Raw genomic sequence first — 25,035 nt, 5'->3', positions numbered from 1 at the left:
GCGGCACGCGCACCGCGGGAGCCCGGACCGGGCGCACTGCGCCGGGGTTCAGCCGCGCCAGTTGCCGGTGGCCGCGAACTCGGCGAGCACCGCGCTCGGACCGGTCAGGTCCATGCCCTGGTCGCGCACCCAGTCGTCGTCGAAGTAGGTGCCCGCGTAGCGCTCGCCGCCATCACAGATCAGGGTGACGATGCTGCCCGCGCGCCCGGCTGCCCGCATCTGCGCGAGCACCGTGAACGCGCCCCACAGGTTCGTTCCGGTCGAGGCGCCGACCCGGCGGCCGAGGACACTGCTGGCGTGCCGCATCGCGGCGACGGACGCGGCGTCCGGGACGGTCATCATCCGGTCCACGACCTGCCCGATGAACGACGGTTCGACGCGCGGCCGGCCGATCCCCTCGATCCGGGACGGCATTCCGGTCCGGTGGTCGGCCGACCCGGTCTCGTAGCCTCCGATGAACGCCGAGTTCTCCGGATCCACCACCAGCAGCCGGGTCGCGTGCCTGCGGTAGCGGATGTAGCGGCCGATGGTCGCGCTGGTGCCGCCGGTGCCCGCCCCGACGACCACCCAGTCCGGCACCGGGTGCCGTTCGAGTCGCATCTGGTCGTAGATGCTCTGGGCGATGTTGTTGTTCCCGCGCCAGTCGGTCGCCCGCTCGGCGTGCGTGAACTGGTCCATGTAGTGCCCGTCGACCTCGTCGGCCAGCCGCTGCGCCTCGGCGTAGATCTCGGACGGCCGGTCGACGAAGTGGCAGCGACCGCCCTGTTCCTCGATCAACGCGATCTTCGCCGGGCTCGTGCTGCGCGGCATGACGGCGACGAAGTCCAGGCCGAGCAGTTTCGCGAAGTACGCCTCGCTGACCGCGGTCGACCCCGAGGACGCCTCGATGACGGTGGTGCCCTCGGTGACCCAGCCGTTGCAGATCGCGTACAGGAAGAGCGAGCGGGCCAGCCGGTGCTTGAGGCTGCCGGTGACGTGCGTGGACTCGTCCTTGAGGTAGAGGGCGACGTCCCACTCCCGCGGCAGCGGATACCGCAGCAGGTGGGTGTCCGCGCTGCGCTGGGTGTCGGCGTCGATCAGCCGCACCGCGCCGTCGAGCCAGTCGCGCGGGCCGCTGCGGTCCACGACGGTGGGCGTCACCTCACTTCTCGCCGCGCAGCTTCGAACGCAGGTCGTCGCGGTCCTTGCGGCGCTGTTCGTCCACCACCGCGATCTGCTGGTTGACCCGGGTGCGCAGCGACTTGAACAGCACCAGGGAGAGCGGCAGCGCGATCAGGACCGCGAAGATCAGGGCAACCAGCAGCGGCACGTCGACACCGACCAGCCGGCTGCCACCGAGGATGACCGCCGCGAGAGCCACGACCAGGCCGAGCCGGGCAACGGTGTAGAGCGCGAGATCGCGGGCCAGCTTGCCCTTCGCGTTCGGTGGGGTGGGGGCGGGGGTCGAGTCAGTCACCCCTCCAGGTTACCGACCGGGCCCAACCGGCCGGCCACTGCCGGACTTATCCGATTTGCGAATTACCTCCCCTTTACCGAACTTAGACAGTTCGAGTACCCGGGGGGTTGAGTGCCACGATGTCCGCACTGCCCGCGAAGCTACGCCCGCGGCCGAGGCCGCAGCGTGCCAAGACTCTAGAGGGAGGGTCTCGATGAGCGTCCCCGCGTTCCACGCCACCCAGGAATCACTTCTCACCCCTGGCCAGGTGGCCGCCCTGTTCCACGTCGACCCCAAGACGGTCACCCGATGGGCACACGCGGGACGCCTGGGATCCCTGCGCACTCCGGGCGGACACCGCCGGTTCCGCGAGTCCGAGGTGATGGCACTGCTCCAGTCGCTGACCACCGAGGCCACCGCGCACTGACCTTCGGCGGCGCGTCAGCCCCACCGAGTGAGCGGAAGCGGCCGGTCGACCACCTCGACCGACCGCTTCCGCTCATTCCGTTCGGGCGGGCTCCGGCGGCTCGGCGATGCCGTCGCGCTCGTCCCGATCGGCCCACTCCAGCAGCGGCGTCAGATCGTAGGGCGCGTCGTCGATACCGGCATGCAGGTCGCCGAGTCGAGCGAACCGCGCGGGCATCGACGCCAGCGTGAAGTCGTCCGGGAGCGCGTCATCCAGCTCGTCCCAGTGAACGGGAGCCGACACCCGCGCGGTCGGCACCCCGCGTACCGAGTAGGCGGCGGCCATCGTGTGGTCCCGCGCATTCTGGTTGTAGTCCACGAACAGGGCCGCCGGGTCCCGATCCTTGCGCCACCACGTGGTGGTGGCGTCGCCGGGGGCGCGCCGTTCCACCTCACGCGCGAACGCCAGCGCCGCGCGCCGCACGTCCGCGAATCCGTGGTCGGGCGGGATCCGGACATAGACGTGCAGGCCACGACCCCCGGACGTCTTCGGCCAGCCGATGGCACCGAGCTCGCCGAGGACCTCGCGCACGACACCCGCGACCCGCAGCACCCGGTCCCACCCGCAGTCGGGCATCGGGTCCAGGTCGATCCGCCACTCGTCGGGTTTCTCCACGTCGGCGCGCCGCGAGTTCCACGGATGGAACTCCACCGTCGACATCTGCACCGCCCAGATCACGTCGGCCAGTTCGGTGACGCACAGTTCGTCGGCGTCCCGGTCGTAGCGCGGGAAGTGCACCCGGACGGTCTGCAGCCACGGCGGGGCGCCGCGCGGCACCCGCTTCTGGTGCACCTTGTCCCCCGCGAGACCGTCGGGGAACCGGTGCAACATGCACGGCCGCTCCCGCAGCGCCCGCACGATGCCGTCACCGACGGCGAGGTAGTACTCGACCAGGTCCAGTTTCGTCGCGCCCGTCGCCGGGAAGTAGACCCGGTCGGGGTGGGTGACCCGCACGATTCGACCGCCGACCTCGATGGAGGCGGCACCCGAACCGGCGGCGGCCATGCCGCTCAACCTACCCCGGAGTCAGGGCCCGCTGGGTGGGAACTCGGCCCCGAAACCGGCCCGATTCGTGTAATACTGCAACGCGTTCTACCCGCCTCGTGACCACCCGCCGAGTCGGGTCTTGCCCCTGCAGATGAGGACTTGATGAGCGACGCGACCCCCGCCGTCGAGGGCTGGTTCACCACCGGCCCCGAGCCGGCCCTGATCGGAAGCTCGTGCCGGTCCTGCGGCACGATCTCCTTCCCCCGGGAAACCACCTTCTGCAAGAACCCTGCGTGCTCCGGCGAGGAGTTCGACGACGTCGAGCTGTCCCGCCGCGGCACCGTCTGGTCGTACACCGACGCGCAGTACAAGCCGCCGGCACCGTACATCCCGACCACCGACCCGTACGTGCCGTTCGCACTGGCCGCGGTCGAGCTGGCCGAGGGCCTGGTGGTCCTGGGCCAGGTCGCGGACGGCTTCGGCGTCGCGGACCTGAAGGTGGGCAACGAGGTGGAGTTGGTCGTCGAGACGCTCTACACCGACGAGACCGGTGATCGCACGATCTGGCGTTGGAAGCCGGTCACCGCACAGAACGGGGCACAGGCATGAGCAGCAACCACGATGTGGCGATCCTCGGCGTCGGCATGCACGCCTGGGGCAAGTGGGGCCAGCCGTTCGTCAAGTACGGCGTCGCCGCGGCCCGCGCCGCCCTCGCCGACTCGGGCGTGGACTGGCAGGACGTCGACTACATCGTCGGCGGCGAGACCGTCCGCAACGGCTACGGCGGCTACGTCGCCGGCGCCACCTTCGCGCAGGCCCTCGGCTGGAACGGCGCCCGCGTCGCCACCTCCTACGCGGCGTGCGCGACCGGCGCCCAGGCCCTCGACACCGCCCGCGCCCGGATCCTCGCCGGCCTGTCCGAGGTCGCACTGGTCGTCGGCGCCGACACCACCCCGAAGGGCTTCCTCGCCCCCAATGCCGGTGAGCGCTGGGACGACCCGGACTGGCTGCGGTTCCGCCTGATGGGCATGACCAACCCCGGCTACTTCGCGCTCAACGCCCGCCGCCGCATCGACCTGTACGGCGCGACCGTCGAGGACTTCGCCGCGGTTAAGGTCAAGAACGCCAAGCACGGCCTGAACAACCCGTACGCGCGGTACCGCAAGGAGGTCGCCGCCGCTGACGTGCTGGCGTCGCCGATGGTCGCGGACCCGCTGCACCTGCTCGACATCTGCGCCACCTCCGACGGCGGCGCGGCGATCGTGCTGACCTCGATGGAGTACGCCCGCAAGAAGGGCATCGTCGACCCGGTCAAGATCAAGGCGATCTCCACCGTCACCCCGACGTTCCCGCAGACGATCATGGACATGCCGAACTTCTCGACCGAGTCGGCCTCCGCGGTCCCGGCCCCGGAACGCACGTTCAAGCAGTCCATCGGCCACGCCGCCTACGAGGAGGCCGGCATCGCGCCGGAGGACATCGACGTCGCCGAGGTGTACGACCTGGCGACCTCGGTGGAGCTCGACTGGATCGAGGATCTCGCGCTGTGCAAGCCGGGCGAGGCCGAGCACCTGCTGCGCGCCGGGGACACCACCATCGGCGGCCGCATCCCGGTCAACCCGTCCGGCGGTCTGGCCTGCTTCGGCGAGGCCGTCCCCGCACAGGCGCTCGCGCAGGTCTGCGAACTGACCTGGCAGCTGCGCGGCCAGGCCGAGGGCCGTCAGGTCGAGGGCGCCCGCGTCGGCATCACCGCCAACCAGGGCCTGTTCGGCCACGGCTCGTCGGTGATCGTTTCCGTCTGACGTCGCACGCACCGAGAAGCCCTCGCCCGGACCACCGGGCGAGGGTTTCTTCGCCCTGTGACGGGGCGTGACCGTGGCGACTAGCCTTGAGGCAAGGAGGTGCGACGTGATCTACCTGTTGGCGCTCATCGGACTGGTGACGCTCGCTGTGCTGCTGTGGAAGGCATTCGGTCCCGACTTGCAGACGCCTGCCGGACGCGTGCAGGGACCGGACGACGATCCCGAGTTCCTGTGGCGGGTCGACCGGGAGAACCATCGCAGGACCGGGGACGCCCCGGACGGCACCCCGGGTGACCCCCAGGAGTGACCCGATCCGCAGTGCAGCGAACGAACCGTTCGGGAGCTCACGCAACCTGACCGGTTCGTCCACGCGGGATGGCGGCGGTCACTCCGCCGGCTTGGCCAGCGCCTTGAACATGCGGTCCGTCATCTTGACCGCCTGGTCGCCGCCGTCGGCGTCCTGAACGAACACCGCGAAGGCCAGGTCTCCCCGCGACCCGTAGAACCACCGGTCGTCTTCGTCGGCGCCGGTCGCGCCGATCAGGTCGCCGTAACCCGCGAGCAGGTTCGCCGGTCCCCGGTGCACGGTGTCCCTCATGATGCCGCGCAGCTGGTCGGTGACCTGCGCCGGGAGCTGCGACAGTTCCTCGTCCGTCGTGGCAGGTTGCCCGGCCGCGATGGTCGGGACGGTCGGCGCGCCTCGGGCGATCGACGCGGCCACCAGTGCCATGCCGAACGGGCTGACCGTCACCTGGTCGTCGCTCTTGCGGTCCGATGCGGCGCGCATCAGGTTCGGCCCACCGCCGACGAAGGACGCGGTCTTCTGGTCCAGGCCGGGAATCGTGTAGTCCACGCCGAGGCCCAGTTGTTTCGCCGCGTGTTCGACGTCGGTGTTCTGCGCGGTCGCCGCGATCCGGACCAGGTCGAGGGTGGAACCCGACGGGTAGAGCCCGGTGAACGCGATCGGTCCCAGGTCGCTGGCCTGGTTGTTCTGTGCAACCGCGAGGATCGCGCCGGTGGACGGCTGCAGCGCGACGATCGCGGCGGGGGTGCCGACACTGACCGCCGCGTCCTCGGCCGCCATCTGCAGCCGCGGCTCGATCGTCGAGCGGATGTCCGGACCGGGCGGCCCCTGGTAGCCGGTCAGCCGGACCGTCCGGCCGTCGGGCTCGACCGCGTTGACGGCCCAGCCGGCGGTCTCGTCCCGATTCGCCTGCCACACCCCTCGCATCGCGTCGACCACCGGCCCGTACACACGCCGGTCGATGGTGATCAGCTTGGGCTGCGACTCGACGACCACCCCGGGGATCGGGCGCAGCCGGTCCTCCAGCACGGCGAAGTCCGCGTCGCGCAGGTTGACCGCGGTGATCGCCTGTCCCTTCGCGGCGGCGAGGTCCTGCTGCAGCGACTCCGAGGTGATCAGCGGCGCGACCGGCTCGATGGCCTTCGCGAGGGCGGCGGCGCTGCCGACGAGGTCCGGCGTGCGGGCCGGGTCGAGGCGGATCGCGTTGATGGTCTGCTCGGTCATCATCGGCGCGCCGGTGATGTCGAACACGGTCGGCGGCGCGGCGTCGGTGCGGTCGAGGCGGACGGTCCGTCCGTTTCCGAGACCGGGCATGAACGTCGCCGGATTCCACGACACCCGCCAGCCGACCGACAGGTTCCGAACCCAGCCGTCGACGTTGTAGGTCCAGACCCGGTCCTTGCCGAGGTCCCAGGTGGCGACCGCGTTGAACATCCCCGACGAGGCGTCGAGATCGATGATCTGGTTGATGTCGAAGTGCACCGACTCGGGGGCGAGCGAGTCGAACGCCTGCGACATCGATTCCTTGGCGGCGTTCGGGTAGGACGTCAACTCGGCGGCGGCGTCGATGTCACCGTCGTTGATTGCGTCGACATAACGGGCGAGGACGGTGGGGGCGTCACTCTTCGGTTTCGACAGGACGCCGGTGACCACCCCGACCGCGAGCAGCAGGACGGCGCCGAGCGCAATCATGTTCCAGATCCGAAGCCGCCCCGACGCCCTGCGCATGTGTCGATCATCCGATACCGCAGCGGTCACTTCCAAGATCTCCCGGGACCTATGTGGTCACAACTCCGCCACGGTTCCGTGACCGTTAGTGTTTTTCGCTGTCGATTCGTGACCCGGTTTGCCGGACAAACGGCCGTCGGCTCAGTTCAGGCCCGCGTAGGAGTGCAGTCCGGACACCACCATGTTGATGATGAACAGGTTGAACAGCATCGCCACGAAGCCGGCCACATTGATCCACGCGGCGCGCGTGTCGCGCCAGCCCGACGTCGCGCGGGCGTGCAGATAGGCGGCGTAGATCACCCAGGCGATGAACGAGACCGTCTCCTTCGGGTCCCAGCCCCAGAACCGACCCCAGGCGGCTTCCGCCCAGATGGCACCCAGGATGATGCCCGCACCGAAGAGCGGGAACGCGACGATGGTGGTCTTGTACGCGAGGCGGTCCAGCGTCTGCGCATCCGGGAGCCGGCCCGCGAGCTTGCCGAGGATGCCGCCGGACTCCTGGCCCTGAGGCTGCCGGATACGAAGCAGGAACAGCAGGCTGGCGACGCCGGAGACGAGGAAGATGCCGCTGCCGACGCTGACGATCGTCACGTGGATGGGAAGCCAGTACGAACGCAGCGCGGGGACCACCGGGGCCGCGTCGGCGTACAGCACGGTGCCCGCGAGGAACATCAGGATCAGCACAGGGATGAGCAGGAACGCCCACAGCGACCGGTAGGTCTGCTTGCGCAGCCCCACCACGCCGACCGCGGTCGCGGCGGCGACCGCCATGCTGACGAACTCGTACATGTTGCCGAGGGGGAACCGTTCGGTCGCGAACCCACGGAGCACGATCGACGCCCACTGCAGCACGACGCCGACGACGAGCACCGACATCGCCATGTTGCCGAGCCGCTCGGACAGCGGCTTGGCCTGCGTGTCGCTGACCCGCCCCGGGCCGGCGGCCTCGGAGGTCGGCACACCGCCGGCGGCGACCAGCTCACGCTCCTGGACCGCCCGCGCCCGCGTCGTCGCGTACTGCGCGATGAGCAGCACGAACGCCAACACGAAGATCGCGAACGCGGACTCGAAGGCGAGGTCGCTGTACCGCGCCAGGGTCTCGTTGATCGGCATGGTTCTCTCTCCTGCGCGTCAGGCGCGGCTGTGCGGTGTCGTCTCGGTCGTCTGCGCGGGGCCGAGGTCCTCGAGCAGTCGTTGGCTGAGCCGGTCGAACTCGTCGCCCCAGCCCGCCTGATCCGTGCGGGCGAGGCCACCCAGCTCTACTACGGTACGTCGTCTTTCCGATCCCAATGTATCCGACACCGTGTCGGCATCTCCGTCCGAGGGGGCCGGATAGGTGCGCACCCAGATGCGGCGGCGCTTGACCACCAGCGACACCAGCAGGCCACCCATCATCGTCAGGGCGAACACCAGCACCCACTGCTGCGCCGGGTCGTGCGAGACCTGCAGGTTGACGAAGTCCGTCGCCCCGTCGAACCGCACCACGGTGCCGTCCGAGAGGGTCGCCGACTCGCCCGGCCTCAGGTTCACCCGGTCCTCCTTGACGAGCCGGCCCTGGTTCACCAGTTCCTTGCTCAGCGAGAAGATGGACTGCGGGTTGCCGGTGTCGAGGCCGGTGTCGCCCCGGTAGATGTCGATGGCGACGGCCGGATCGGTCAACGCCGGGTAGCTCGAGGAGAGCAGGTTGCCGTGGAGCACGGCGGTCGGCGCGAAGAGTCCCTCGATGCCGATCTGGTTCTTCCGGCGCTCGGCCTCGTCCGGGTACATGCCGCCGGGCGGGTCGAAGCGCATGGCGCCACTGGACAGGAAGGTGGTCGCGTCGTCGGGCCGCCACTGCAGTGTCTCGGTGCGGGTCTCGCCGTTCGGGAAGGTCACCGTGAACGTCGGCGCGTAACCGTGCCCCTGCAGGTAGACGCGGTCGCCCGCGGCGCGCAGCGGATGGTTGACCTGCAGCGTCGCCTGCCGCCACGTGTCGGATTCGAGGTCGTCGCCGGACTGGTAGTCGATGTTGGAGGTGAACATCTCGGCCTGACCGTTGTCGAGGTAGTCGGCCTTGAAGTCGTTGACCTTCACGCACAGCGGGGTCAGGCCGGTGCCGTCCTCCTTGAGTCCGGCCCGGAACGAGTCGAACATCGCCGGTGACGTGGTGCAGATACCGGGACCGCCGTCGGCGATCACGATGACGTTGCCCTCGTAGCTGAACAGTTTTCCGATCGCGATCGCGGCGAGCAGGCCGACAAGCGACAGGTGGAAGACCAGGTTGCCTGCCTCGCGCAGGTAGCCCTTCTCCGCGGACACCGTGATCTCGCCGGGCTTGCCGGAACGCAGCTCTTCGCCGGTGCGGGTGACCGTCTTCCACCCGCGCAGCCGGGACACGGTGGCAGCCGCCACCTCGTCCGGGGTGGCGTCGACGACGGCGTCGGTGTGGTGCGGCAGCCGGGACAGCCGACGCGGTGCGGCGACCGGCCGGGTCCGCAGCGCCTGGAAGTGATCCCAGCAGCGCGGGATGATGCAGCCGATCAACGAGACGAACAGCAGCACGTAGATCGCGGTGAACCAGAAGCTGCCGAACACGTCGAACAGTTCGAGCCGATCCATCCACGGTCCGAGGGTCGGGCGGTTCGCGATGTACTCGTCGACCTTGCCCGCGTTGAGGCTGCGCTGCGGCAGCAGCGCGCCCGGAATGGCCGCGAACGCGAGCAGGAACAGCAGGACCAGCGCGGTGCGCATCGACGTCAGACCGCGCCAGGTGTTGCGGCCGAGCGCCACCAGACGTCCCACCGCCGACTGCCGAGAAACCGCACTCCGGCTCTCGTCCGTCACTGCGTCCTCCTTCTGGTCTGCCGTCATCGGATGTTCGACGCGGATGCTCCCTTCGCAAGGGAGTGGATGCGCCGGTCTCCTTTCTGTCGGTGGGGTCGGTTAGGTTGCCCAGCATGGGGGAAGTGGTGCGGTACACGTTCCGGTTGCGGCCCGGCGCGCAGGCGGCGCGTGCGTTGACCCACGAGTGGCATCGGTGCCGGTTCCTGTGGAACGAGGCGGTCCACCAGCAGAAGTCGGGACTGCGACCGACGTTCGGAAGGCTGTCGAAACTTCTGACGGAGGCGCGGTCGCACAACGCGTGGCTGCGGGAGGGTTCGCAGGTCGCGCAGCAGCAGACGCTGCGCACCTACGCCCAGGCTCTCGACCAGTCGTTCACGGTGAAGGGGCGCGGCCGCCCGACGTTCAAAAACCGCAAGACCACGTTGCCAAGTCTGGAGTTCACGCGGCGCGGCTTCCGGATCCGCGACGGACGCCTGGTCCTGCCGAAAGGCATCAGCATTCCGGTCGTGTGGTCTCGGGAGTTGCCGTCCGAGCCGTCGAGTGTCCGGATAACCCTGGATGCGCTCGGTCACTGGTATGCCTCGTTCGTCGTCCGACGAGACGTACCGGCTGCGCCGGAAGCCAGAGGTGGGATCGGTGTCGACTGGGGTGTGTCGTGCACGGCCACCACAACGAACAGTGACTTCGACCTGCCGTATCTCGGACACCGCAAGCGGTGCGCCGCGGAGTTGACGAGGGCACAGCGGAAGATGGCCCGCCGCCACACCGGCAAGCGGGGCCCCCAGTCCAGTGGCTACCACCGTGCGAAGCGGCAGGCGGCGAGACTCCAGAAGAAGGCGGCCCGTCAGACCCAATACGATTCCCGGGTGTGGGCGAAGCAGGTCGTCGACAGCCACGATCTGATCGCGGTGGAGGACTTCAGTCCGAAGTTCCTGACCAAGTCCAGGATGGCGCGCAAGGCCGCGGATGCCGCGATCGGTGCGGCGAGGCGGGAACTTCTCGAGCGCGGCGTGCGGGCCGGCCGGAAGGTGGTGTTGGTGCGGCCCGCCTACACGACGATGACGTGTTCGAGGTGTTTCGCGAGAGCCAAGCAGCGCCTCGAACTCGGCGAACGAACATTCCGATGCTTCGACTGCGGGCACTCCGACGGTCGGGATCGGAACGCTGCCAGGGTGATCCTGGCTGTGGCAGAGCGCGGCCACACATGTGTTGACGACGTCAGACAATCTGTTCACCTCCTTCGGGTTGGTGGTCGGGTTGCGGTCTGAGCGTGGAATCTCCCGCTTTCGAGAGAAGCGTTAAATCGGCAGCGTCACTTCCGACACGAACGCATCCCTGATCCATCCGACGAACACATCCCAGGCGCCGGTGACCAGCGCGACACCGACCGCGACGAGCATGATGCCGCCGAACACCTGGATCGCCCGCGCGTTGCGGCGCAGCCAGCCGACGCCGCGCAGCGCGCTCGCCGATCCGAAGGCCAGCAGCACGAACGGCAGGCCCAGCCCGATGCAGTAGGCGACCATCAGCACCAGCCCGCGGGCCGCGGTCGAGCCCTCGGTGCCTGCGGCGACTGTGAGCACCCCGGTCAGCGTCGGGCCGAGGCACGGCGTCCAGCCGAGCGCGAACACGCCGCCGAGCAGCGGGGCCCCGATCAGGCCGGAGATCCGGCGCGGCTCGAACCGCACGTCGCGCTGCAGCGCCGGGATCAGGCCGATGAACACGAGGCCCATCGCGATGGTCACGACGCCACCGATCCGCTGGAACATCTCCCGGTTCACGGACAGCGCGGACATCGCGCCGAACACCGTCATCGTGGCCAGCACGAACACCACGGTGAATCCCGCGACGAACAGGGCCGCCGCGCCCGCGACCCGCAGCCGCGCGGTGCGGGTCTCGGTGCGCACGCTCGCCTGCTCGACCGTCACCGCCGGCGCGTCCGCGCCGACGACGCCGGCCAGGTACGACAGGTAGCCGGGCACGAGCGGCACCACGCACGGTGATGCGAACGACACCAGCCCCGCCAGGATGCAGACGGCGAACGCCAGCAGCAGCGGGCCGGTGGCGGCGGTGTCCTGGAAGGTCGCGCCGATTCCCTGGGCGCTCACGCTCACGCCCTGCGCGAGGATTGCAGTACTCACTGTTCGGCCGCGATCCTCTCGACCACGGGTTGCAGGTCGTCGACGAGCAACGCAGTCAGAAACACCGCCGCCACCCGGTGCTGACGGTCGAGCACGAGTGTGGACGGGATGACGCTGGTCGGGTAGCTGCCGCCGAGCGCCGTCAGGCTGCGCATCGACGGATCCCAGATCGACGGGAAGGCCACCTTGTTGTTGGTGACGAAGTCCTGCGCCTTGTCGCGCTGCGGGTCCTTGACGTTGATGCCGAGGAACGCCACACCCTGGTCGCGGGTGTTCTCGTACACCTTCTCGAGGTCGTCGACCTCGCCGCGGCACGGCCCGCACCACTGGCCCCACAGGTTCACGACGACGACCTGGCCCGCGAAGTCGGACAGCGAGAGGGTCTTCCCCTCCTCCATCAGGTCCTCGCCGGTGAGATTGCCGATGGTGCCGCGGTCGGCGGGCGGGTCGTAGAAGATCGACGTCTTGCCGCCGGGCGAGACGAAGTCGAAGGTGCCACCCTGCGCGACCGCGTCGTCACCGGTGGCGCAGGCGCTGGCCACGCCGCCGAGCAGCAGGCTCAGCAGCACGGCAACCAGCGCCCGTGCGCGTTCTTGGTAGCCCCTGCCACCAAGAGCGCGCACGGGTGGTGTAGCCGCACTCATGCCCCGGTCACCGTCGGATCGGAGGCGCCGGCGGGCTCGGAGTAGACGATGTCGACGAGGGTGTCGCCCTCGTAGACCAGCGACGTCAGCGACGCCAGACCGCACTGCCGGTGGCGCGGGTCGTGCCAGAGCCGCTCACCCTGCAGGAACCGGCGCAGCGTCCACACCGGAAGCTGGTGGCTCACGCACACCGCCTCGTGACCGACCGCGGAGATCCGGGCGGCGTTGACGGCGGCGAGCATCCGGTGCGCGATCTGCAGGTACGGCTCGCCCCACGACGGGGTGAACGGGTCGCGCAGCTTCCACCAGTGCCGCGGCCGGCGCAGCGCACCGTCCCCGACCGAGACCTTCAGGCCCTCGAAGTCGTTCGCCGCCTCGATCAGGTTGTCGTCGGTCGCCAGGGTCAGTCCGTGGGCGTCCGCGATCGGGGTCGCGGTCTCCTGCGCCCGCTGCAGCGGCGACGCAACGACATGGGTGATGTCGTGCCCCGACAGGACCGACGCGACCGTGCGGGCCTGGGCCTGCCCGGCCACCGAGAGCCGGTATCCGGGGAGCCGCCCGTAGAGGATGCCCTTCGGGTTGTGCACCTCGCCGTGCCGCAGCACGTGCACGATCGTGCGGGACTCGGCGGGGTCTGCGGACGGCGTCTGCTGCGGACTGGTCACGGTGGGCTGCTCCGGGAGCTTCGGTGGTTGACGGGTGGAGTGGTGTGTCGGACGGTCGGGTTCAGCCGGCGGGCGTCGCGGCTGCGGCCGCCGCGGCGGCGGCGGGCAGTGCGTCCGCGATCCGGTCGAACGCGCCGTCGTCGAGGGCGGCCGAGACGAACCACGTCTCGTACGCACTCGGGGGTGCGCACACGCCACGGGAGAGCAGCGTGTGGAAGAAGGCGGGGTACCGCCAGGTCTCGCTGGCCTTCGCCTCCGCGTAGTTGGTGACGGGCTGGTCGGCGAAGAACACGTTCACCATGGTGCCTGCAAATTGCACCTGGTGCCGCACCCCTGCCGCGTGGAGTGCGTCACCGATCAGCGTCCCGAGCGTCGCGGCGTTGCGGTCCAGCGCGTCGTACACGCCCTGATCTGCGGCTTTCAGGCTGGCGAGGCCGGCGGCGACGGCGACCGGGTTCCCGGACAGCGTGCCCGCCTGGTACACCGGTCCGGCCGGCGCCAGGTGTGCCATGACGTCCGCGCGACCACCGAACGCGGCGGCGGGCAGCCCGCCGCTCATCACCTTGCCGAACGTCATCAGGTCTCCGGCGACCCCGTCGATGCCGTACCAGCCCGTGCGGCTGGCCCGGAATCCGGTCATCACCTCGTCCATGATCAGCAGTGCGCCCTGCTCGGTGCACAGCCGGCGCAGTCCCTCGTTGAATCCGGGGAGCGGCGCGACGGTGCCCATGTTGCCTGCGGCGGCCTCGGTGATCACGCAGGCGATCTCGCCGGGGTTCGCGGCGAACGCCTGTGCGACCGCGTCGAGGTCGTTGTACGGCAGCACGATGGTGTCCGACGACTGCGCGCCCGTCACGCCGGGCGAGGTCGGCAGCCCGAAGGTGGCCAGGCCGGAACCGGCCTCGGCGAGCAGGGCGTCCACGTGCCCGTGGTAGCAGCCGGCGAACTTGACGATCTTGCTGCGGCCGGTGAATCCGCGCGCCAGCCGGACCGCGCTCATCGTCGCCTCGGTGCCGGAGTTGACGAGCCGAACCTGCTCGACCGGCGCGATCCGGTCGACGATCACCTCGGCGAGTTCGATCTCGCCCTCGGTCGGGGCGCCGAAGGACAATCCGGTCGTGGCCGCCTTCTGCACGGCCTCCACGACGGCGGGGTGTGCGTGCCCGAGGATCATCGGACCCCACGAGCAGATCAGGTCGACGTAGTCGTTGCCGTCCACGTCGGTGAGCGTGCACCCCTTGGCGGACGCGATGAACCGTGGTGTGCCACCGACCGAGCCGAACGCCCGGACCGGCGAGTTGACCCCACCGGGGATGACCGCGGAGGCCCGCTCGAAGAGCTGCGCGGACCGGACGGAAACTTGCCCGGCACCGCCGGGAGAGGGCTGCGCGGAGGCGCCGGGGGTGACAGTCACGGCCTCCAGTGTCCCAGTTCCCGAGATTCTGTCCACGACAGGGTGTAGGACAGCGATCCGGATGCCGGACTCGAGTCGATGAGTGAGGATGTGCGGCATGACATCGGAGCTCGAGTCCCTCCAGCAGCATCGACACCTGTTGTACGACCGATTCGCGATCGCCCAGGTCGCCGTCTCCGCCGACGGGCACGAGGTTCCGTTCGCGGGGCCGATGGAGACCGGTGTCCGGGTCGGCGGGTTCGCGGTGGTCGAGGACGACACCGGGGCACGCGTCGTGGTGCAGGTGCGCAAGGTCGAGGTGGTCGAGAAGGAGGGGCCCGAACTCGACGTGGACCTCGGGGAGCAGGTGCACGGGTTCGGGGTGTCCGCAGCACGAGCCCGGCCGATGGTGCGGGCCGTGCACGGGCGGGCGGTGACCCTCGGCGAGTTCGACGGAGACCGGTTCAACCTGCGCGGGCGCGTGGAGCCGTTCGGTGAACGCCCGATCCGTCCGGCCACCCCGGAGGAGGTCGCGGCCGTCGCCGCCGGGCTGTCCGCGGACGGTCCGGCATTCGACGTCGGCGCAATGGCACAGGCACCGGAGGTCGCCGCCCGCCTGCAGTCCCCCGGATTCGGCAGGCACACGTTCATGTGCGGCCAGTCCGGTTCGGGAAAGACGTACACGACCGGCGGGCTGCTCGAGAGGCTGCTCGCGTCGACGACGCTGCCGATCCTGGTGATCGACCCGAACTCCGATCACGTCTTCCTCGGCGAGGTCGCCGACCCCGACGACGATTCGCCCGCCGCGGTCCGGCACCGTGCGGTCGCCGCGGGTGTGCACGTCGCGCGGGCCCGCGGTTTCGGCTCCCCGATCACGCTGTGCATCGACTTCAGCGACCTCGACGTCGACACCCAGGCGTTGCTCCTGCAGATGCACCCGGTCCGGGATCTGGACGACTACCACGCACTACGTGAGGTGACCGCGACCCTGACCGCCCCCTATTCGGTCGCGGAGGTGGCGGCCGCCGCGAGTTCCTCCGTCGACGGCGATCGGCTGGCGAAGCGGATCGCGAACCTCGGGATCGTGGATTGGGAACTGTGGCGGCGCGACGGCGAGCGCTCGGCGGTCGAGTACGACATCCGGGCGTCGCGGTGCGTCGTCGTTGACGTCGGCAGCCTGGCGACCGCGGACGAGCGAACCGCGATCGTCCTGGCCCTGCTCGGCCGCCGGTGGGCGGCGCGGCGGTCGCGGGAGCCGGTGCTCATGGTGATCGACGAGGCGCACAACGTGCTGCCCGCAGTGACCGACAACCCGCTGCTGGCGGCGACCGCCGAGTTGGGCATCCTGATCGCCGGCGAGGGCCGCAAGTTCGGATTGCACCTGTTCGTCGCCACGCAGCGACCCGGCAAGGTGCACCCGAACGTGGTGTCCCAGTGCGACAACCTGGTGCTGATGCGGATGAACGGCTCCGCGGACATCGCGGAACTGGCGGGCTACTTCTCACACGTACCCGAACCGATGCTCGCGCAGGCCACCGGATTCGGGCTGGGCGAGGCCCTGTTCGCGGGGCCGATCGCCCCGGTGGCGCTGCTCGCGAAGGTCGGGCGCCGGGTCAGCCCGCAGGGTGGCGGTGACGTCCCCACCACGTGGGCCGAGGTTCTGCCGGGGTGCGAGTCCCCCGCCTGACGACGAAGGCCCGGGGCGACCGCGTCGCCCCGGGCCTTCGGCCTCGAAAGGTGCTGTGTCAGAGGACCACCGGGCTGGGCGCGTCGACGATGATGCCGTGGCAGACGCCGGTGGGCAGGCAGAATTCGTTGATCCGGGCCATGCCGATCCGGACGCCGTCGACGACGCGGTAGAAGGAGAAGGTGCGGCCGTCGATGCTGTGGGCACGCACGTCGGGCATCGTGGTGATGTCCTTGTTCGTGTTCAGCAGGTCGTCCTGCGTGAGGACGGGGTTGACGAGGAACTCGGTGTGCGAGCCGTCGGCCAGCGGGGTGAACCGCTCGGAACCGGCCGGGGCCGGGGCGGCGGTCGCGATCGCGGCGGCGCCGGCCAGCACTGCGACGGCACCGGCGGCGACGGTGGTGACTCGGGCGATTCGGGTGACTGCGCTCATAGTCCACTGATAGAACACGACCGGCGCCCGTATTTCCACCGCTAGCAGTACCGATCGGGTCACGGCGAGTGAACTGGCGATTGACTGTGTGGTCCCATCCGGTGCCGCCTGGGGCCGGTGACAGTGGGCCGGGACGACCCCTTGCCGAAGGCGCGCGAGCCGGGCCGCACGCGGTGCAGCACGGCTCGCGGCGACCGGGAGCACCGAGCAGTCGCCGGCCGGTCAGCCCATGTGCACGGCGCCCTCGGCGGGGAGGTCGTCCTTTTTCGCCTGCACCAGGACGGCGCAGCTCCAGCGCATGATGATCTGGGGACAACTGCAGGGCGAGGCCGCCCGCATGCGCGAGCAGGCCCAGAGCCACGACGAGTGGGCGATCCACATGGACTCGATCCGCCGGGCCCAGGCCGAGGGCCGGGTGGCGGCGCGGTGGGAGCCGATCGAACTGGTGACGCTGATCTTCGGAATCGTCTTCGGCTGGGTCGTCGCCCCCGGCACCGAGAGCAACGTGACGTGCGGCGCCGACGAGATCGCGCGACGGAGGGAGGCGGTCCGCGACGCGGTGACGCGCCTGTGTCGTCCATGACGGCGGTGTCAGCCGGCCACGTCGGGATGCCCCACGATCCGGCTCACAGATTTCCGCGCGCCGCCTGTTCGCGTTCGATGGATTCGAACAGCGCCTTGAAGTTGCCCTTGCCGAAGCCGAGCGAGCCGTGGCGCTCGATGAGTTCGAAGAACACCGTCGGCCGGTCTCCCAGCGGCCTCGTGAAGATCTGCAACAGGTATCCGTCCTCGTCCCGGTCGACGAGGATGCCGCGGGCCTTGAGCTGGTCGACGGGCACCCGGACCCGGCCGATCCGGGCCCGCAGTTCGGGGTCGTCGTAGTACGCGTCGGGGGTGGCGAGGAACTCGACGCCCTCGGCGCGCAACGCGTCCACGCTGGCGAGGATGTCGTCGGTGGCCAGGGCGAGGTGCTGGCAGCCGGGCTCGCCGTAGAAGTCGAGGTACTCGTCGATCTGGGACCGCCTGCGCCCCACCGCCGGTTCGTTGAGCGGGAACTTGACGCGGTGGTTGCCGTTCGCGACGACCTTGCTCATCAGCGCCGAGTACTCGGTGGCGATGTCGTCGCCGACGAACTCGGCCATGTTGATGAAGCCCATGACCTCGTTGTAGAAGCGCACCCAGTGATCCATCCGGCCCATCTCGACGTTCCCGACCGCGTGGTCGAGGGCCGCGAACACGTGCTCGGGTGCGCCGGGCCTGCGCACGAATCCCGAAGTGCGGGGCTCGAATCCGGGCAGGTACACCCCGCGGTAGCCGGACCGGTCGACGAGTGTGTGCCGGGTGCTGCCGTAGGTGGCGAGCGCGGCGAGCCGGACGGTGCCGTGCTCGTCACGGACGTCGTGTGGTTCGTCGAGGACGACGGCGCCGCTGCGTCGCGCATGCGCGACGCAGCGGTCCACGTCGACGACTTCGAGGGCCAGGTCGGTGACGCCGTCGCCGTGCCTGCGGTGGTGGTCGGCGAGCGCGCTGCCCGGGTCGACGGCGCCGCTGAGCACGAAGCGGGCGGACCCGGACTCGAGCACATACGACTTGTGGTCGCGCAGACCGGTTTCCGGCCCGGCGTAGGCGACGAGGGTCATGCCCCACACCGAGACGAAGTAGTGGGCGGACTGGGTGGCGTTGCCGCACACGAACTCGACCGCGTCCATGCCGAGGACGGGGAACGGATCGGCGGCGTCGTCGTGGTCGACCAGTCCGACCAGCCGTCGCAGCCGGCCGGCGCGCAGGTGGGCGGCGCGTTCGTGACTGGTGAGGCGCGCGGTGGTCATGCCTCACTGTCGGCCGATCGCGGCGGTTGCGCAACGGTCCGCGTTGACGCTGGTCATCGTGTACAGAATGCTGGTTCGTGAGGCGGTTTCACTGGACAGGATGACCAGGAGGCGACCATGACGATCGACCGGCTCGACGCGGCCCTGCTGACCCTGCTGCACGACGAGCCGCGGGTGGGCGTGCTGGAGGCGTCGCGTCGTCTCGGCGTCGCCCGCGGCACCGTGCAGGCCCGCCTGGACCATCTGGAACGCGACGGGGTGATCGCCGACCGCTCCCCCACCCTGGACGCGGCCGCGCTGGGGTTCCCGGTGACCGCGTTCGCGGCCCTCGAGATCACGCAGGGCCAGGGGCACGCAGCGGTGATCGAGCACCTGTCCGCGATCCCGGAGGTGCTCGAGGCTCACACCACCACCGGTGCAGGGGACCTGCTGATCCGGGTGGTGGCCCGCACCCACGGGGACCTGCAGCGGGTGATCAACGAGATCGTCGACGGCAGGCACGTGCTGCGTTCGTCGACCTCGATCGCGCTGGAGACCCCGATCCCGTTGCGGCACGTGCAGTTGGTGTCGGTCGCGCGGGACGGGCCCGGGTGAGTTTCAGTCCTGTCCGCCCGACAGGTGCGGCTCGATTTCGCGCATGATCGCGGCGCGCGACCGTGCGCCGGGCAGCCGGACGACCCGCTCGCCGCCGACGAACAGCGCGAGCGTCGGGGTTCCCATCACCTGGTGTTCGCTGGTGGTGACGGGGTTCGCGCCGACGTCGAGCGAGACCACGCGCAGCCGGCCGTCCTGCTCGGCCGCGATCTGTTCGAGCACCGGGGCGATCATCCGGCACGGCCCGCAGTTCGGGGCGGTGAAGTCGACGAGCACCGGCAGGTCGGCGCCGAGGACGTCGGCGGCGAAGCCGGCGTCGGTCGTGGTGGCGAGCGTCATGAACTGTCCTTCTTCCTGTCGTCGGGTGAAGCTGTCAGCGATTGACCTGCGCGAGGAGGCGTTGTCCCGGAATCACTTCCGCGCCGCACTCGCACACGAGGCGCGCACCGACCCGGCCTCCGCACCCGCCGTGCCGGTAGGCCACGTCGGACGCGGCGGCGGAGTCGAGGTGACGCTCCCCCCAGTCGGTGAGGGCGGCGAGAACGGGAAGCAGATCGAGTCCGGCGGCGGTGAGCGTGTACTCGAGCCGCGCCCGGCTGCCGGGGACGCGGTACTCCCGGGTGCCGAGCACCCCGGCCGCGACGAGCCGGTGGAGTCGGTCCGACAGCACGGTGCGCGGTGCGCCGGTGGCCTCGCGCAGTTCGTCGAAGCGTCGCAGCCCGAGCGACACCTCCCGCACGACGAGCAGCGCCCAGCGCTCACCGAGCAGGGCCAACGTGTCCGAAAGGGTGGTCACGAGGCTGAGTCTACATTTGATACTCAGGCAGCGGAACCCCGGCCGGCGTCAGTCCTCCACCGCGAGCATCACCTCGGTGGACTTGATCAGCACGGTGGCTGGTTTGCCGGGCTCGAGGCCGAGTTCTTCGACCGCCTCCCTCGTGATCGACGCCGTGACGATCTGGTCACCGCCGTCGAGACGCACCTTGACGGTGGCCATCACCGCACCGACCGTGACGTCGACGACGGTTCCGGACAACTGATTTCGGGTAGACAGGCGCATCGGTCTCCTCGATTCGGCCGGAGGGGCTCGGCGAACGGTGACCCAGCGCCCACCGGGAGGTGTCGCGAACGGCGACCGCCCGTCCTCACCAGCGGAGCGCACCTGAGGTGAAGCGCGGTTCACAGATCCGCAATGGCGGAAGAAGGATCCCGAAACATCCGTGTTCGAGACTCTGTGACGTTGGGTCGGCCAACGAGAAGGCCAACCGGGAATCGAGGAGGAGCACGTGGGCGCATCCGGCGACGCCGACATGGTCGACACGCTCTGCGCCTACTGCGGGGTGGGGTGCGGACTGGTCCTCGAGATCACCACCGACCCGGAGACGGGCCGACGCCGGGCCGCGAAGTCGTCCGGCCGCAAGACCCACCCCACCAACTTCGGCAGGCTCTGCACCAAGGGCGCGACCACCGCCGACATGCTCGCCGGCCCCGGGCGGATGGAAACGCCGTACCGGCGCCCCGAGCGCGGCGCGCCGGTCGAGGCCACCGACATGGATGCCGCGATCGCCGACACCGCGCGAGGGCTGCGGGCGATCGTCGACGAGCACGGACCGGACGCCGTCGCGCTCTACGTCTCGGGGCAGATGTCGCTCGAAGCCCAGTACCTGTCGAACAAGCTGGCCAAGGGGTTCATCGGCACGAATCAGATCGAGTCGAACTCGCGGCTGTGCATGGCCAGCGCCGGAACCGGCTACAAGCAGTCCCTCGGCGCGGACGGACCGCCCGGGTCGTACCAGGACTTCGACCACGCCGATGCCTTCTTCGTGATCGGCGCGAACATGGCGGACTGCCACCCGATCCTGTTCCTGCGGATGATGGACCGGGCCAAGGCAGGCGCGAAGGTGATCGTCGTCGACCCCCGGCGCAGCGCGACCGCGGAGAAGGCCGACCTGTTCCTGCAGATCGCGCCCGGCACGGACCTCGCCCTGCTCAACGGACTGCTGCACCTGATCGTGGCGAACGGGCACACCGACCCCGAGTTCATCGCCGAATTCACCGAGGGCTGGGACGCGATGCCCGGATTCCTGGAGGAGTTCACCCCGGACCGGGTCGGCGAGGTCACGGGCATCCCCGAGGCCGACATCCGCACCGCGGCAAGGTGGATCGGCGAGGCCGGGAACTGGATGAGCCTGTGGACGATGGGCCTCAACCAGAGCACCCACGGCACCTGGAACACCAACGCCCTCTGCAACCTGCATCTGGCGACCGGCGCCATCTGCAGACCCGGCAGCGGCCCCTTCTCCCTGACCGGACAGCCGAACGCCATGGGCGGTCGGGAGATGGGCTACATGGGACCGGGTCTGCCGGGTCAGCGGTCGGTGACTGTCGACGCCGACCGTGAGTTCGTCGAGGATCGATGGGGCATCCCGCGCGGCACCCTGCGCACCGAGGTCGGCGGCGGCACCATCGACATGTTCTCCCGGATGGCCGACGGCGAGATCAGGGCATGCTGGATAATCTGCACCAATCCCGTTGCCACCGTGGCCAACCGCAAGACCGTCCTGGCGGGACTGGAGAGGGCGGACCTGGTGATCACCCAGGACGCGTTCCTCGAGACGGAGACCAACGAGTACGCCGACGTCCTGCTGCCCGCAACTCTGTGGACCGAGTCGGACGGGGTGATGATCAACTCCGAACGCAACCTCACCCTGTTCCAGCAGGCCGTCGACCCGGTCGGGCAGGCTCTCCCGGACTGGCAGATCATCGCCCGGATCGCCTGCGCGATGGGCTACGCGGACGCCTTCACGTACTCGTCGGCGGAGGAGGTGTTCGAGGAGATCACGCAGTTCTGGAATCCCCGAACCGGATACGACCTGCGCGGGATCGGCTACCAGCGGCTGCGCGAGACCCCGATCCAGTGGCCGTGCCCGCCCGGCGTCGACAGCGACCGCCACCCGATCCGCTACCTCAACGACGGCGTCAGCCAGACCCTTCTCGTCCGCCCGGACGGCACGACCCCACGGCTGGCGTTTCCGACCGAGAGCGGCCGGGCCGTGTTCTTCGCGCGCCCGCACATGCTGCCCGCCGAGATGCCGGACGACGACTACCCGTTCCTGCTCAACACCGGTCGCCTGGCTCACCAGTGGCACACGATGACCAAGACCGGCAAGGTCGCCAAGCTGAACAAGCTCGACTCCGGCCCGTTCGTCGAGATCCACCCCGACGACGCGCAGCGCCTCGGTGTCACGGACGCCGATCGGATCGAGATCGCGTCCCGCCGCGGCCGCGCCGTCCTGCCCGCCGTGGTCACCGACCGGGTGCGGCCGGGGAACTGCTTCGCCCCGTTCCACTGGAACGACGCCTTCGGCGAGTACCTCGCGATCAACGCCGTCACCAACGACGCGATCGATCCGGTGTCCCAGCAGCCCGAATTCAAGGCCTGCGCAGTCACTCTCACCAAGGTCGCCGCCACGGATGTTCCGGTCACCGATGTTCCGGCCACCGATGTTCCGGCCACCGATGTTCCGGCCACCGAGACCGCGGAGCGGCCGGACGGCTCCGCCGCACAACCCTCGACGCAGGAGTTCAGCGTGCCCCGACTCGACACCCTCGCGGAGATCCTGGGCGTGGCCGACGAGCCCGCGCCCGAGCTGGGACACGTGGAGCGGCGCTACCTCGCCGGCCTGCTCGCAGCATTGAGGACCGACGCCGCGAGTGGTGCCTCCGGAGTGCCGGCGCTGCCCGCGGGCGCCCCGTTCGATCCCGGCACCCGCGCGTGGGTGGATGGCGTCCTCGCCGGGTTGTACTCCCGGAGCCCGATGCCCGGCGGGGGCGTTCCCGTCGCGCCGCCGCACAGCGAGTTCCCGGTGATAGCCTCCGGACCTGCCGGCCCGGAACCGAGCGGCGAACCCACTCCCGAACGTGCACCGATCGTGGTGCTCTGGGCGTCGCAGACCGGTAACGCCGAGGAGTTCGCGGCCACCTGTGCGACCTCGCTGGCGGGGGCGGGACTGCCGGCCGTACTGCGCGGCATGGACGAGTTCCCCGCCGCGGATCTCGCGTCCACCCGGGAGCTGCTGGTGATCACCAGCACCTACGGGGACGGCGAAGCGCCCGACAACGGGGCGGATCTGTGGGATGCGCTGTCCGGCGACACCGCGCCGCGGCTCGCCGACACCCGTTACGCCGTGCTCGCGTTCGGCGACTCCAGTTACGACGACTTCTGCGGCCACGGACGCACACTCGACGCCCGGCTGACCGAACTCGGCGCCACCCGCATCCTCGATCGAGTCGACTGCGAACCCGACTACGACACCGCCGCCGCCACCTGGCTCACCGCAGTCACCGAGGCGCTCAGGTCGGCACCCGCCCGCGTCGGCGCGGGTGCCGGTGGCGGTGATCCGTCCCCGGCGTCGACCACCGTCATCTCGTCTCCGGCACCCGCTGCGGAGCCGCCCGCCGCGGGCACGCGGTACGGCAAGAGGGAACCACTGTTCACCACCCTGACCCGCAACGTCCCGCTCTCGCTGCCGGGGTCGTCGAAAGACGTGCGACAGTTCGGGTTCCACCTTCCCGCCGACACCCTCGACTACGAGGCCGGCGACGCGCTCGGGGTCTGGCCGCGCAACAGCACACCCTTCGTCGACGACTGGCTCGCCGTCACCGGCCTCGACTGCGAGGCGACGGTCGACCTTGCGGACCACGGCCCGATGACGTTGCGCACCGCCCTCACCGAACGGCTCGACATCACCCGCATCACCGCCGACCTGCTCCGGTTCGTGCACGAACACACCCGCGACGGGGGCCTCGCCGAACTGATGAAGCCGAAGAACAAGTCGCTTCTGGATGACTGGTTGTGGGGCCGCCAATCCCTCGACCTCCTCGGTCGGTCCCCCGTTCGTGCCTCCGTGGACGCCTGGCTCACCGTCCTCAAACCCCTTGCCCCACGGCTGTACTCCATCTCGTCCAGCCCCAAGGAGAACCCCGGCGAGGTGCAGCTGACGGTCTCCGCGGTCCGCCACAACGTCCACGGCACCGCTCGTCGCGGGGTGTGCTCGACCTACCTCGCCGACCGTGCGGAAACCGACGACATCGGCATCTACGTACAGAAGTCACGCCATTTCCGGCCGCCGGCGGATTCCCGCACCCCCATGATCATGGTCGGTCCCGGTACCGGCATCGCACCCTTTCGCGCCTTCCTGCACGAACGACGAGCATTGGGGCACACCGGACCGAACTGGTTGTTCTTCGGAGAACAGCACGCCGCCACCGACTTCTACTACCGCGAGGAGATCGAGCAACTCCACAAGGACGGATTCCTCACCGAACTCGACGTCGCGTTCTCCCGGGACCAGTCCGAGAAGGTCTACGTCCAGGACCGGATGCGGGAGCGGGGTGCGCTGCTGTGGGAGTGGTTGCAAGGCGGTGCGCACTTCTACGTCTGCGGCGATGCGAACCGGATGGCCAGGGACGTCGATCAGGCACTGTGCGGCGTCGTGGCACAGCACGGCAGGCTGGCGCCGCGCAGCGCCGAGGCGTACGTGAAGGCACTCGCAGCCGAGAGACGCTACGTGCGCGACGTGTACTGACCCCGTCTTCTCATGGAACCGGGATTGCGGCAAACTGGTCTCGAATGATCCGCGATTACCGACAGTCCACCTGTTCTGTTCCGCAAATACGAAAGGAGCGCGATGCCGTCGCTTCGCATCAAGGACGCCGCCGGCCTGCTCGGGGTCAGTGACGACACCGTGCGCCGCTGGATCGACAGCGGCGCCCTCGTCGCCGAGAAGGACGCGGCGGGCCGCAAGGTGATCGACGGCAGGGTGCTCGCGGAGTTCGCGACCGAGCACGCCAGCCCACCGCCGAATCCGATCGGAACGGCGAGCTCGGCCCGCAACCGGTTCGTCGGCCTGGTCACCAAGGTCACCGCCGACACCGTGATGGCCGAGGTCCAGATGCAGTGCGGGCCGTTCACCGTCGTCTCGCTGATGAGTTCGGAATCCGTGCGCGAACTCGGGCTCGAACCCGGCTCCGTCGCCGTCGCGATGGTCAAGGCCACCACCGTCATCGTCGAAACCCCCGAAGGAACTTCGTGACACACCATC

25 protein-coding genes are annotated in these 25,035 nt (G+C 69.7%); 10 read left to right on the top strand and 15 right to left on the bottom strand.

The window, feature by feature from the left end:
• Nucleotides 1-48 precede the first annotated feature (48 nt).
• Nucleotides 49-1,140, bottom strand: coding sequence for a PLP-dependent cysteine synthase family protein (locus ACWDUM_RS23920; RefSeq protein WP_450135892.1), 1,092 nt, complete (start codon nucleotides 1,138-1,140; stop codon nucleotides 49-51).
• A 1-nt stretch (nucleotide 1,141) separates the two neighbouring features.
• Nucleotides 1,142-1,456 carry a DUF4229 domain-containing protein gene (locus ACWDUM_RS23915; RefSeq protein ID WP_450115421.1) on the bottom strand — a complete coding sequence of 105 codons (315 nt, stop codon included), beginning with the start codon at nucleotides 1,454-1,456 and terminating at the stop codon, nucleotides 1,142-1,144.
• A gap of 193 nt (nucleotides 1,457-1,649) precedes the next feature.
• On the opposite strand from ACWDUM_RS23915, the gene ACWDUM_RS23910 reads away from it, so the two are divergent.
• A complete protein-coding gene (locus ACWDUM_RS23910; RefSeq protein WP_450115422.1) occupies nucleotides 1,650-1,862 on the top strand; it encodes a BldC family transcriptional regulator in 213 nt (70 codons plus the stop codon).
• Between the two features lie 72 nt (nucleotides 1,863-1,934).
• Here the strand turns inward: ACWDUM_RS23910 and ligD are convergent, their stop codons facing one another.
• Nucleotides 1,935-2,906 carry a non-homologous end-joining DNA ligase gene (gene ligD, locus ACWDUM_RS23905; RefSeq protein WP_450135891.1) on the bottom strand — a complete coding sequence of 324 codons (972 nt, stop codon included), beginning with the start codon at nucleotides 2,904-2,906 and terminating at the stop codon, nucleotides 1,935-1,937.
• Nucleotides 2,907-3,050: 144 nt separating this feature from the next.
• On the opposite strand from ligD, the gene ACWDUM_RS23900 reads away from it, so the two are divergent.
• The 3 genes from ACWDUM_RS23900 to ACWDUM_RS23890 all read left to right on the top strand — a co-directional run bounded on the left by ACWDUM_RS23900 (nucleotide 3,051) and on the right by ACWDUM_RS23890 (nucleotide 4,997).
• Entirely contained in the window at nucleotides 3,051-3,497 is a 447-nt protein-coding gene (locus tag ACWDUM_RS23900) for a Zn-ribbon domain-containing OB-fold protein (protein ID WP_450135890.1), read from the top strand.
• Nucleotides 3,494-4,690, top strand: a complete 1,197-nt coding sequence (locus ACWDUM_RS23895) for a lipid-transfer protein (protein ID WP_450115425.1) — start codon at nucleotides 3,494-3,496, stop codon at nucleotides 4,688-4,690. The genes ACWDUM_RS23900 and ACWDUM_RS23895 overlap by 4 nt, the downstream gene beginning before the upstream one ends.
• Nucleotides 4,691-4,796: 106 nt before the next feature.
• Entirely contained in the window at nucleotides 4,797-4,997 is a 201-nt protein-coding gene (locus ACWDUM_RS23890; protein ID WP_450115426.1) for a hypothetical protein, read from the top strand.
• Between the two features lie 78 nt (nucleotides 4,998-5,075).
• Here the strand turns inward: ACWDUM_RS23890 and ACWDUM_RS23885 are convergent, their stop codons facing one another.
• The 3 genes from ACWDUM_RS23885 to resB all read right to left on the bottom strand — a co-directional run bounded on the left by ACWDUM_RS23885 (nucleotide 5,076) and on the right by resB (nucleotide 9,572).
• Entirely contained in the window at nucleotides 5,076-6,722 is a 1,647-nt protein-coding gene (locus tag ACWDUM_RS23885; protein WP_450135889.1) for an NTF2-like N-terminal transpeptidase domain-containing protein, read from the bottom strand.
• A 141-nt stretch (nucleotides 6,723-6,863) separates the two neighbouring features.
• Nucleotides 6,864-7,835, bottom strand: coding sequence for a c-type cytochrome biogenesis protein CcsB (gene ccsB / locus ACWDUM_RS23880; protein WP_450115428.1), 972 nt, complete (start codon nucleotides 7,833-7,835; stop codon nucleotides 6,864-6,866).
• 18 nt (nucleotides 7,836-7,853) lie between these two features.
• A complete protein-coding gene (resB, locus tag ACWDUM_RS23875) occupies nucleotides 7,854-9,572 on the bottom strand; it encodes a cytochrome c biogenesis protein ResB (protein WP_450135888.1) in 1,719 nt (572 codons plus the stop codon).
• Nucleotides 9,573-9,658: 86 nt separating this feature from the next.
• Between resB and ACWDUM_RS23870 the strand changes: the two genes are divergently transcribed.
• Entirely contained in the window at nucleotides 9,659-10,813 is a 1,155-nt protein-coding gene (locus ACWDUM_RS23870; protein ID WP_450135887.1) for an RNA-guided endonuclease InsQ/TnpB family protein, read from the top strand.
• A 30-nt stretch (nucleotides 10,814-10,843) separates the two neighbouring features.
• On the opposite strand, the gene ACWDUM_RS23865 is transcribed toward ACWDUM_RS23870, so the two are convergent.
• The 4 genes from ACWDUM_RS23865 to hemL all read right to left on the bottom strand — a co-directional run bounded on the left by ACWDUM_RS23865 (nucleotide 10,844) and on the right by hemL (nucleotide 14,409).
• The gene (locus ACWDUM_RS23865) at nucleotides 10,844-11,686 is read right to left on the bottom strand and encodes a cytochrome c biogenesis CcdA family protein (protein WP_450135886.1); all 843 of its coding nucleotides are present in this window, start codon (nucleotides 11,684-11,686) and stop codon (nucleotides 10,844-10,846) included.
• On the bottom strand, nucleotides 11,683-12,330 hold the full coding sequence (locus tag ACWDUM_RS23860) for a TlpA disulfide reductase family protein (protein ID WP_450135885.1): 648 nt from the start codon (nucleotides 12,328-12,330) through the stop codon (nucleotides 11,683-11,685). Before ACWDUM_RS23860 ends, ACWDUM_RS23865 begins: the two co-directional genes overlap by 4 nt.
• Nucleotides 12,327-12,995, bottom strand: coding sequence for a histidine phosphatase family protein (locus tag ACWDUM_RS23855; RefSeq protein WP_450115433.1), 669 nt, complete (start codon nucleotides 12,993-12,995; stop codon nucleotides 12,327-12,329). Before ACWDUM_RS23855 ends, ACWDUM_RS23860 begins: the two co-directional genes overlap by 4 nt.
• Before the next feature lie 61 nt (nucleotides 12,996-13,056).
• On the bottom strand, nucleotides 13,057-14,409 hold the full coding sequence (gene hemL / locus ACWDUM_RS23850) for a glutamate-1-semialdehyde 2,1-aminomutase (RefSeq protein WP_450135884.1): 1,353 nt from the start codon (nucleotides 14,407-14,409) through the stop codon (nucleotides 13,057-13,059).
• A gap of 97 nt (nucleotides 14,410-14,506) precedes the next feature.
• On the opposite strand from hemL, the gene ACWDUM_RS23845 reads away from it, so the two are divergent.
• Nucleotides 14,507-16,075 carry an ATP-binding protein gene (locus ACWDUM_RS23845; RefSeq protein ID WP_450135883.1) on the top strand — a complete coding sequence of 523 codons (1,569 nt, stop codon included), beginning with the start codon at nucleotides 14,507-14,509 and terminating at the stop codon, nucleotides 16,073-16,075.
• A gap of 58 nt (nucleotides 16,076-16,133) precedes the next feature.
• Here the strand turns inward: ACWDUM_RS23845 and ACWDUM_RS23840 are convergent, their stop codons facing one another.
• Nucleotides 16,134-16,508 (bottom strand): hypothetical protein, encoded by a 375-nt coding sequence (locus tag ACWDUM_RS23840; RefSeq protein ID WP_450115436.1) that lies wholly within the window; start codon nucleotides 16,506-16,508, stop codon nucleotides 16,134-16,136.
• 229 nt (nucleotides 16,509-16,737) lie between these two features.
• Between ACWDUM_RS23840 and ACWDUM_RS23835 the strand changes: the two genes are divergently transcribed.
• Nucleotides 16,738-17,091, top strand: coding sequence for a hypothetical protein (locus ACWDUM_RS23835; RefSeq protein ID WP_450135882.1), 354 nt, complete (start codon nucleotides 16,738-16,740; stop codon nucleotides 17,089-17,091).
• 43 nt (nucleotides 17,092-17,134) lie between these two features.
• Here the strand turns inward: ACWDUM_RS23835 and hppD are convergent, their stop codons facing one another.
• Nucleotides 17,135-18,337 (bottom strand): 4-hydroxyphenylpyruvate dioxygenase, encoded by a 1,203-nt coding sequence (gene hppD, locus ACWDUM_RS23830; protein ID WP_450135881.1) that lies wholly within the window; start codon nucleotides 18,335-18,337, stop codon nucleotides 17,135-17,137.
• 117 nt (nucleotides 18,338-18,454) lie between these two features.
• On the opposite strand from hppD, the gene ACWDUM_RS23825 reads away from it, so the two are divergent.
• Entirely contained in the window at nucleotides 18,455-18,931 is a 477-nt protein-coding gene (locus tag ACWDUM_RS23825; RefSeq protein ID WP_450115438.1) for an Lrp/AsnC family transcriptional regulator, read from the top strand.
• A 3-nt stretch (nucleotides 18,932-18,934) separates the two neighbouring features.
• Here ACWDUM_RS23825 and ACWDUM_RS23820 read toward each other — a convergent pair whose 3' ends face one another.
• Genes ACWDUM_RS23820 through ACWDUM_RS23810 form a run of 3 tightly spaced genes read right to left on the bottom strand, consistent with a single transcriptional unit; the run spans nucleotide 18,935 to nucleotide 19,991 of the window.
• Nucleotides 18,935-19,270: a thioredoxin family protein gene (locus ACWDUM_RS23820; protein WP_450115439.1), complete on the bottom strand. Its 336-nt coding sequence runs from the start codon at nucleotides 19,268-19,270 to the stop codon at nucleotides 18,935-18,937.
• A 34-nt stretch (nucleotides 19,271-19,304) separates the two neighbouring features.
• Nucleotides 19,305-19,727: a winged helix-turn-helix transcriptional regulator gene (locus tag ACWDUM_RS23815; RefSeq protein WP_450115440.1), complete on the bottom strand. Its 423-nt coding sequence runs from the start codon at nucleotides 19,725-19,727 to the stop codon at nucleotides 19,305-19,307.
• Nucleotides 19,728-19,775: 48 nt separating this feature from the next.
• Complete coding sequence (locus tag ACWDUM_RS23810) at nucleotides 19,776-19,991, bottom strand: TOBE domain-containing protein (protein WP_450135880.1); 216 nt, start codon at nucleotides 19,989-19,991, stop codon at nucleotides 19,776-19,778.
• A gap of 250 nt (nucleotides 19,992-20,241) precedes the next feature.
• Here ACWDUM_RS23810 and ACWDUM_RS23805 point away from each other — a divergent pair, with 250 nt between their 5' ends.
• Both ACWDUM_RS23805 and ACWDUM_RS23800 read left to right on the top strand, forming a co-directional pair.
• Complete coding sequence (locus ACWDUM_RS23805) at nucleotides 20,242-24,519, top strand: molybdopterin-dependent oxidoreductase (RefSeq protein ID WP_450136033.1); 4,278 nt, start codon at nucleotides 20,242-20,244, stop codon at nucleotides 24,517-24,519.
• Nucleotides 24,520-24,621: 102 nt separating this feature from the next.
• Entirely contained in the window at nucleotides 24,622-25,026 is a 405-nt protein-coding gene (locus ACWDUM_RS23800; RefSeq protein WP_450115442.1) for a TOBE domain-containing protein, read from the top strand.
• The last annotated feature ends 9 nt before the right edge of the window (nucleotides 25,027-25,035 follow it).

This window comes from Rhodococcus sp. NPDC003322 (genome assembly GCF_053589555.1).
The sequence above is the reverse complement of the archived record's forward strand: the minus strand, read 5'-3'. Positions and strand labels throughout refer to the sequence as shown.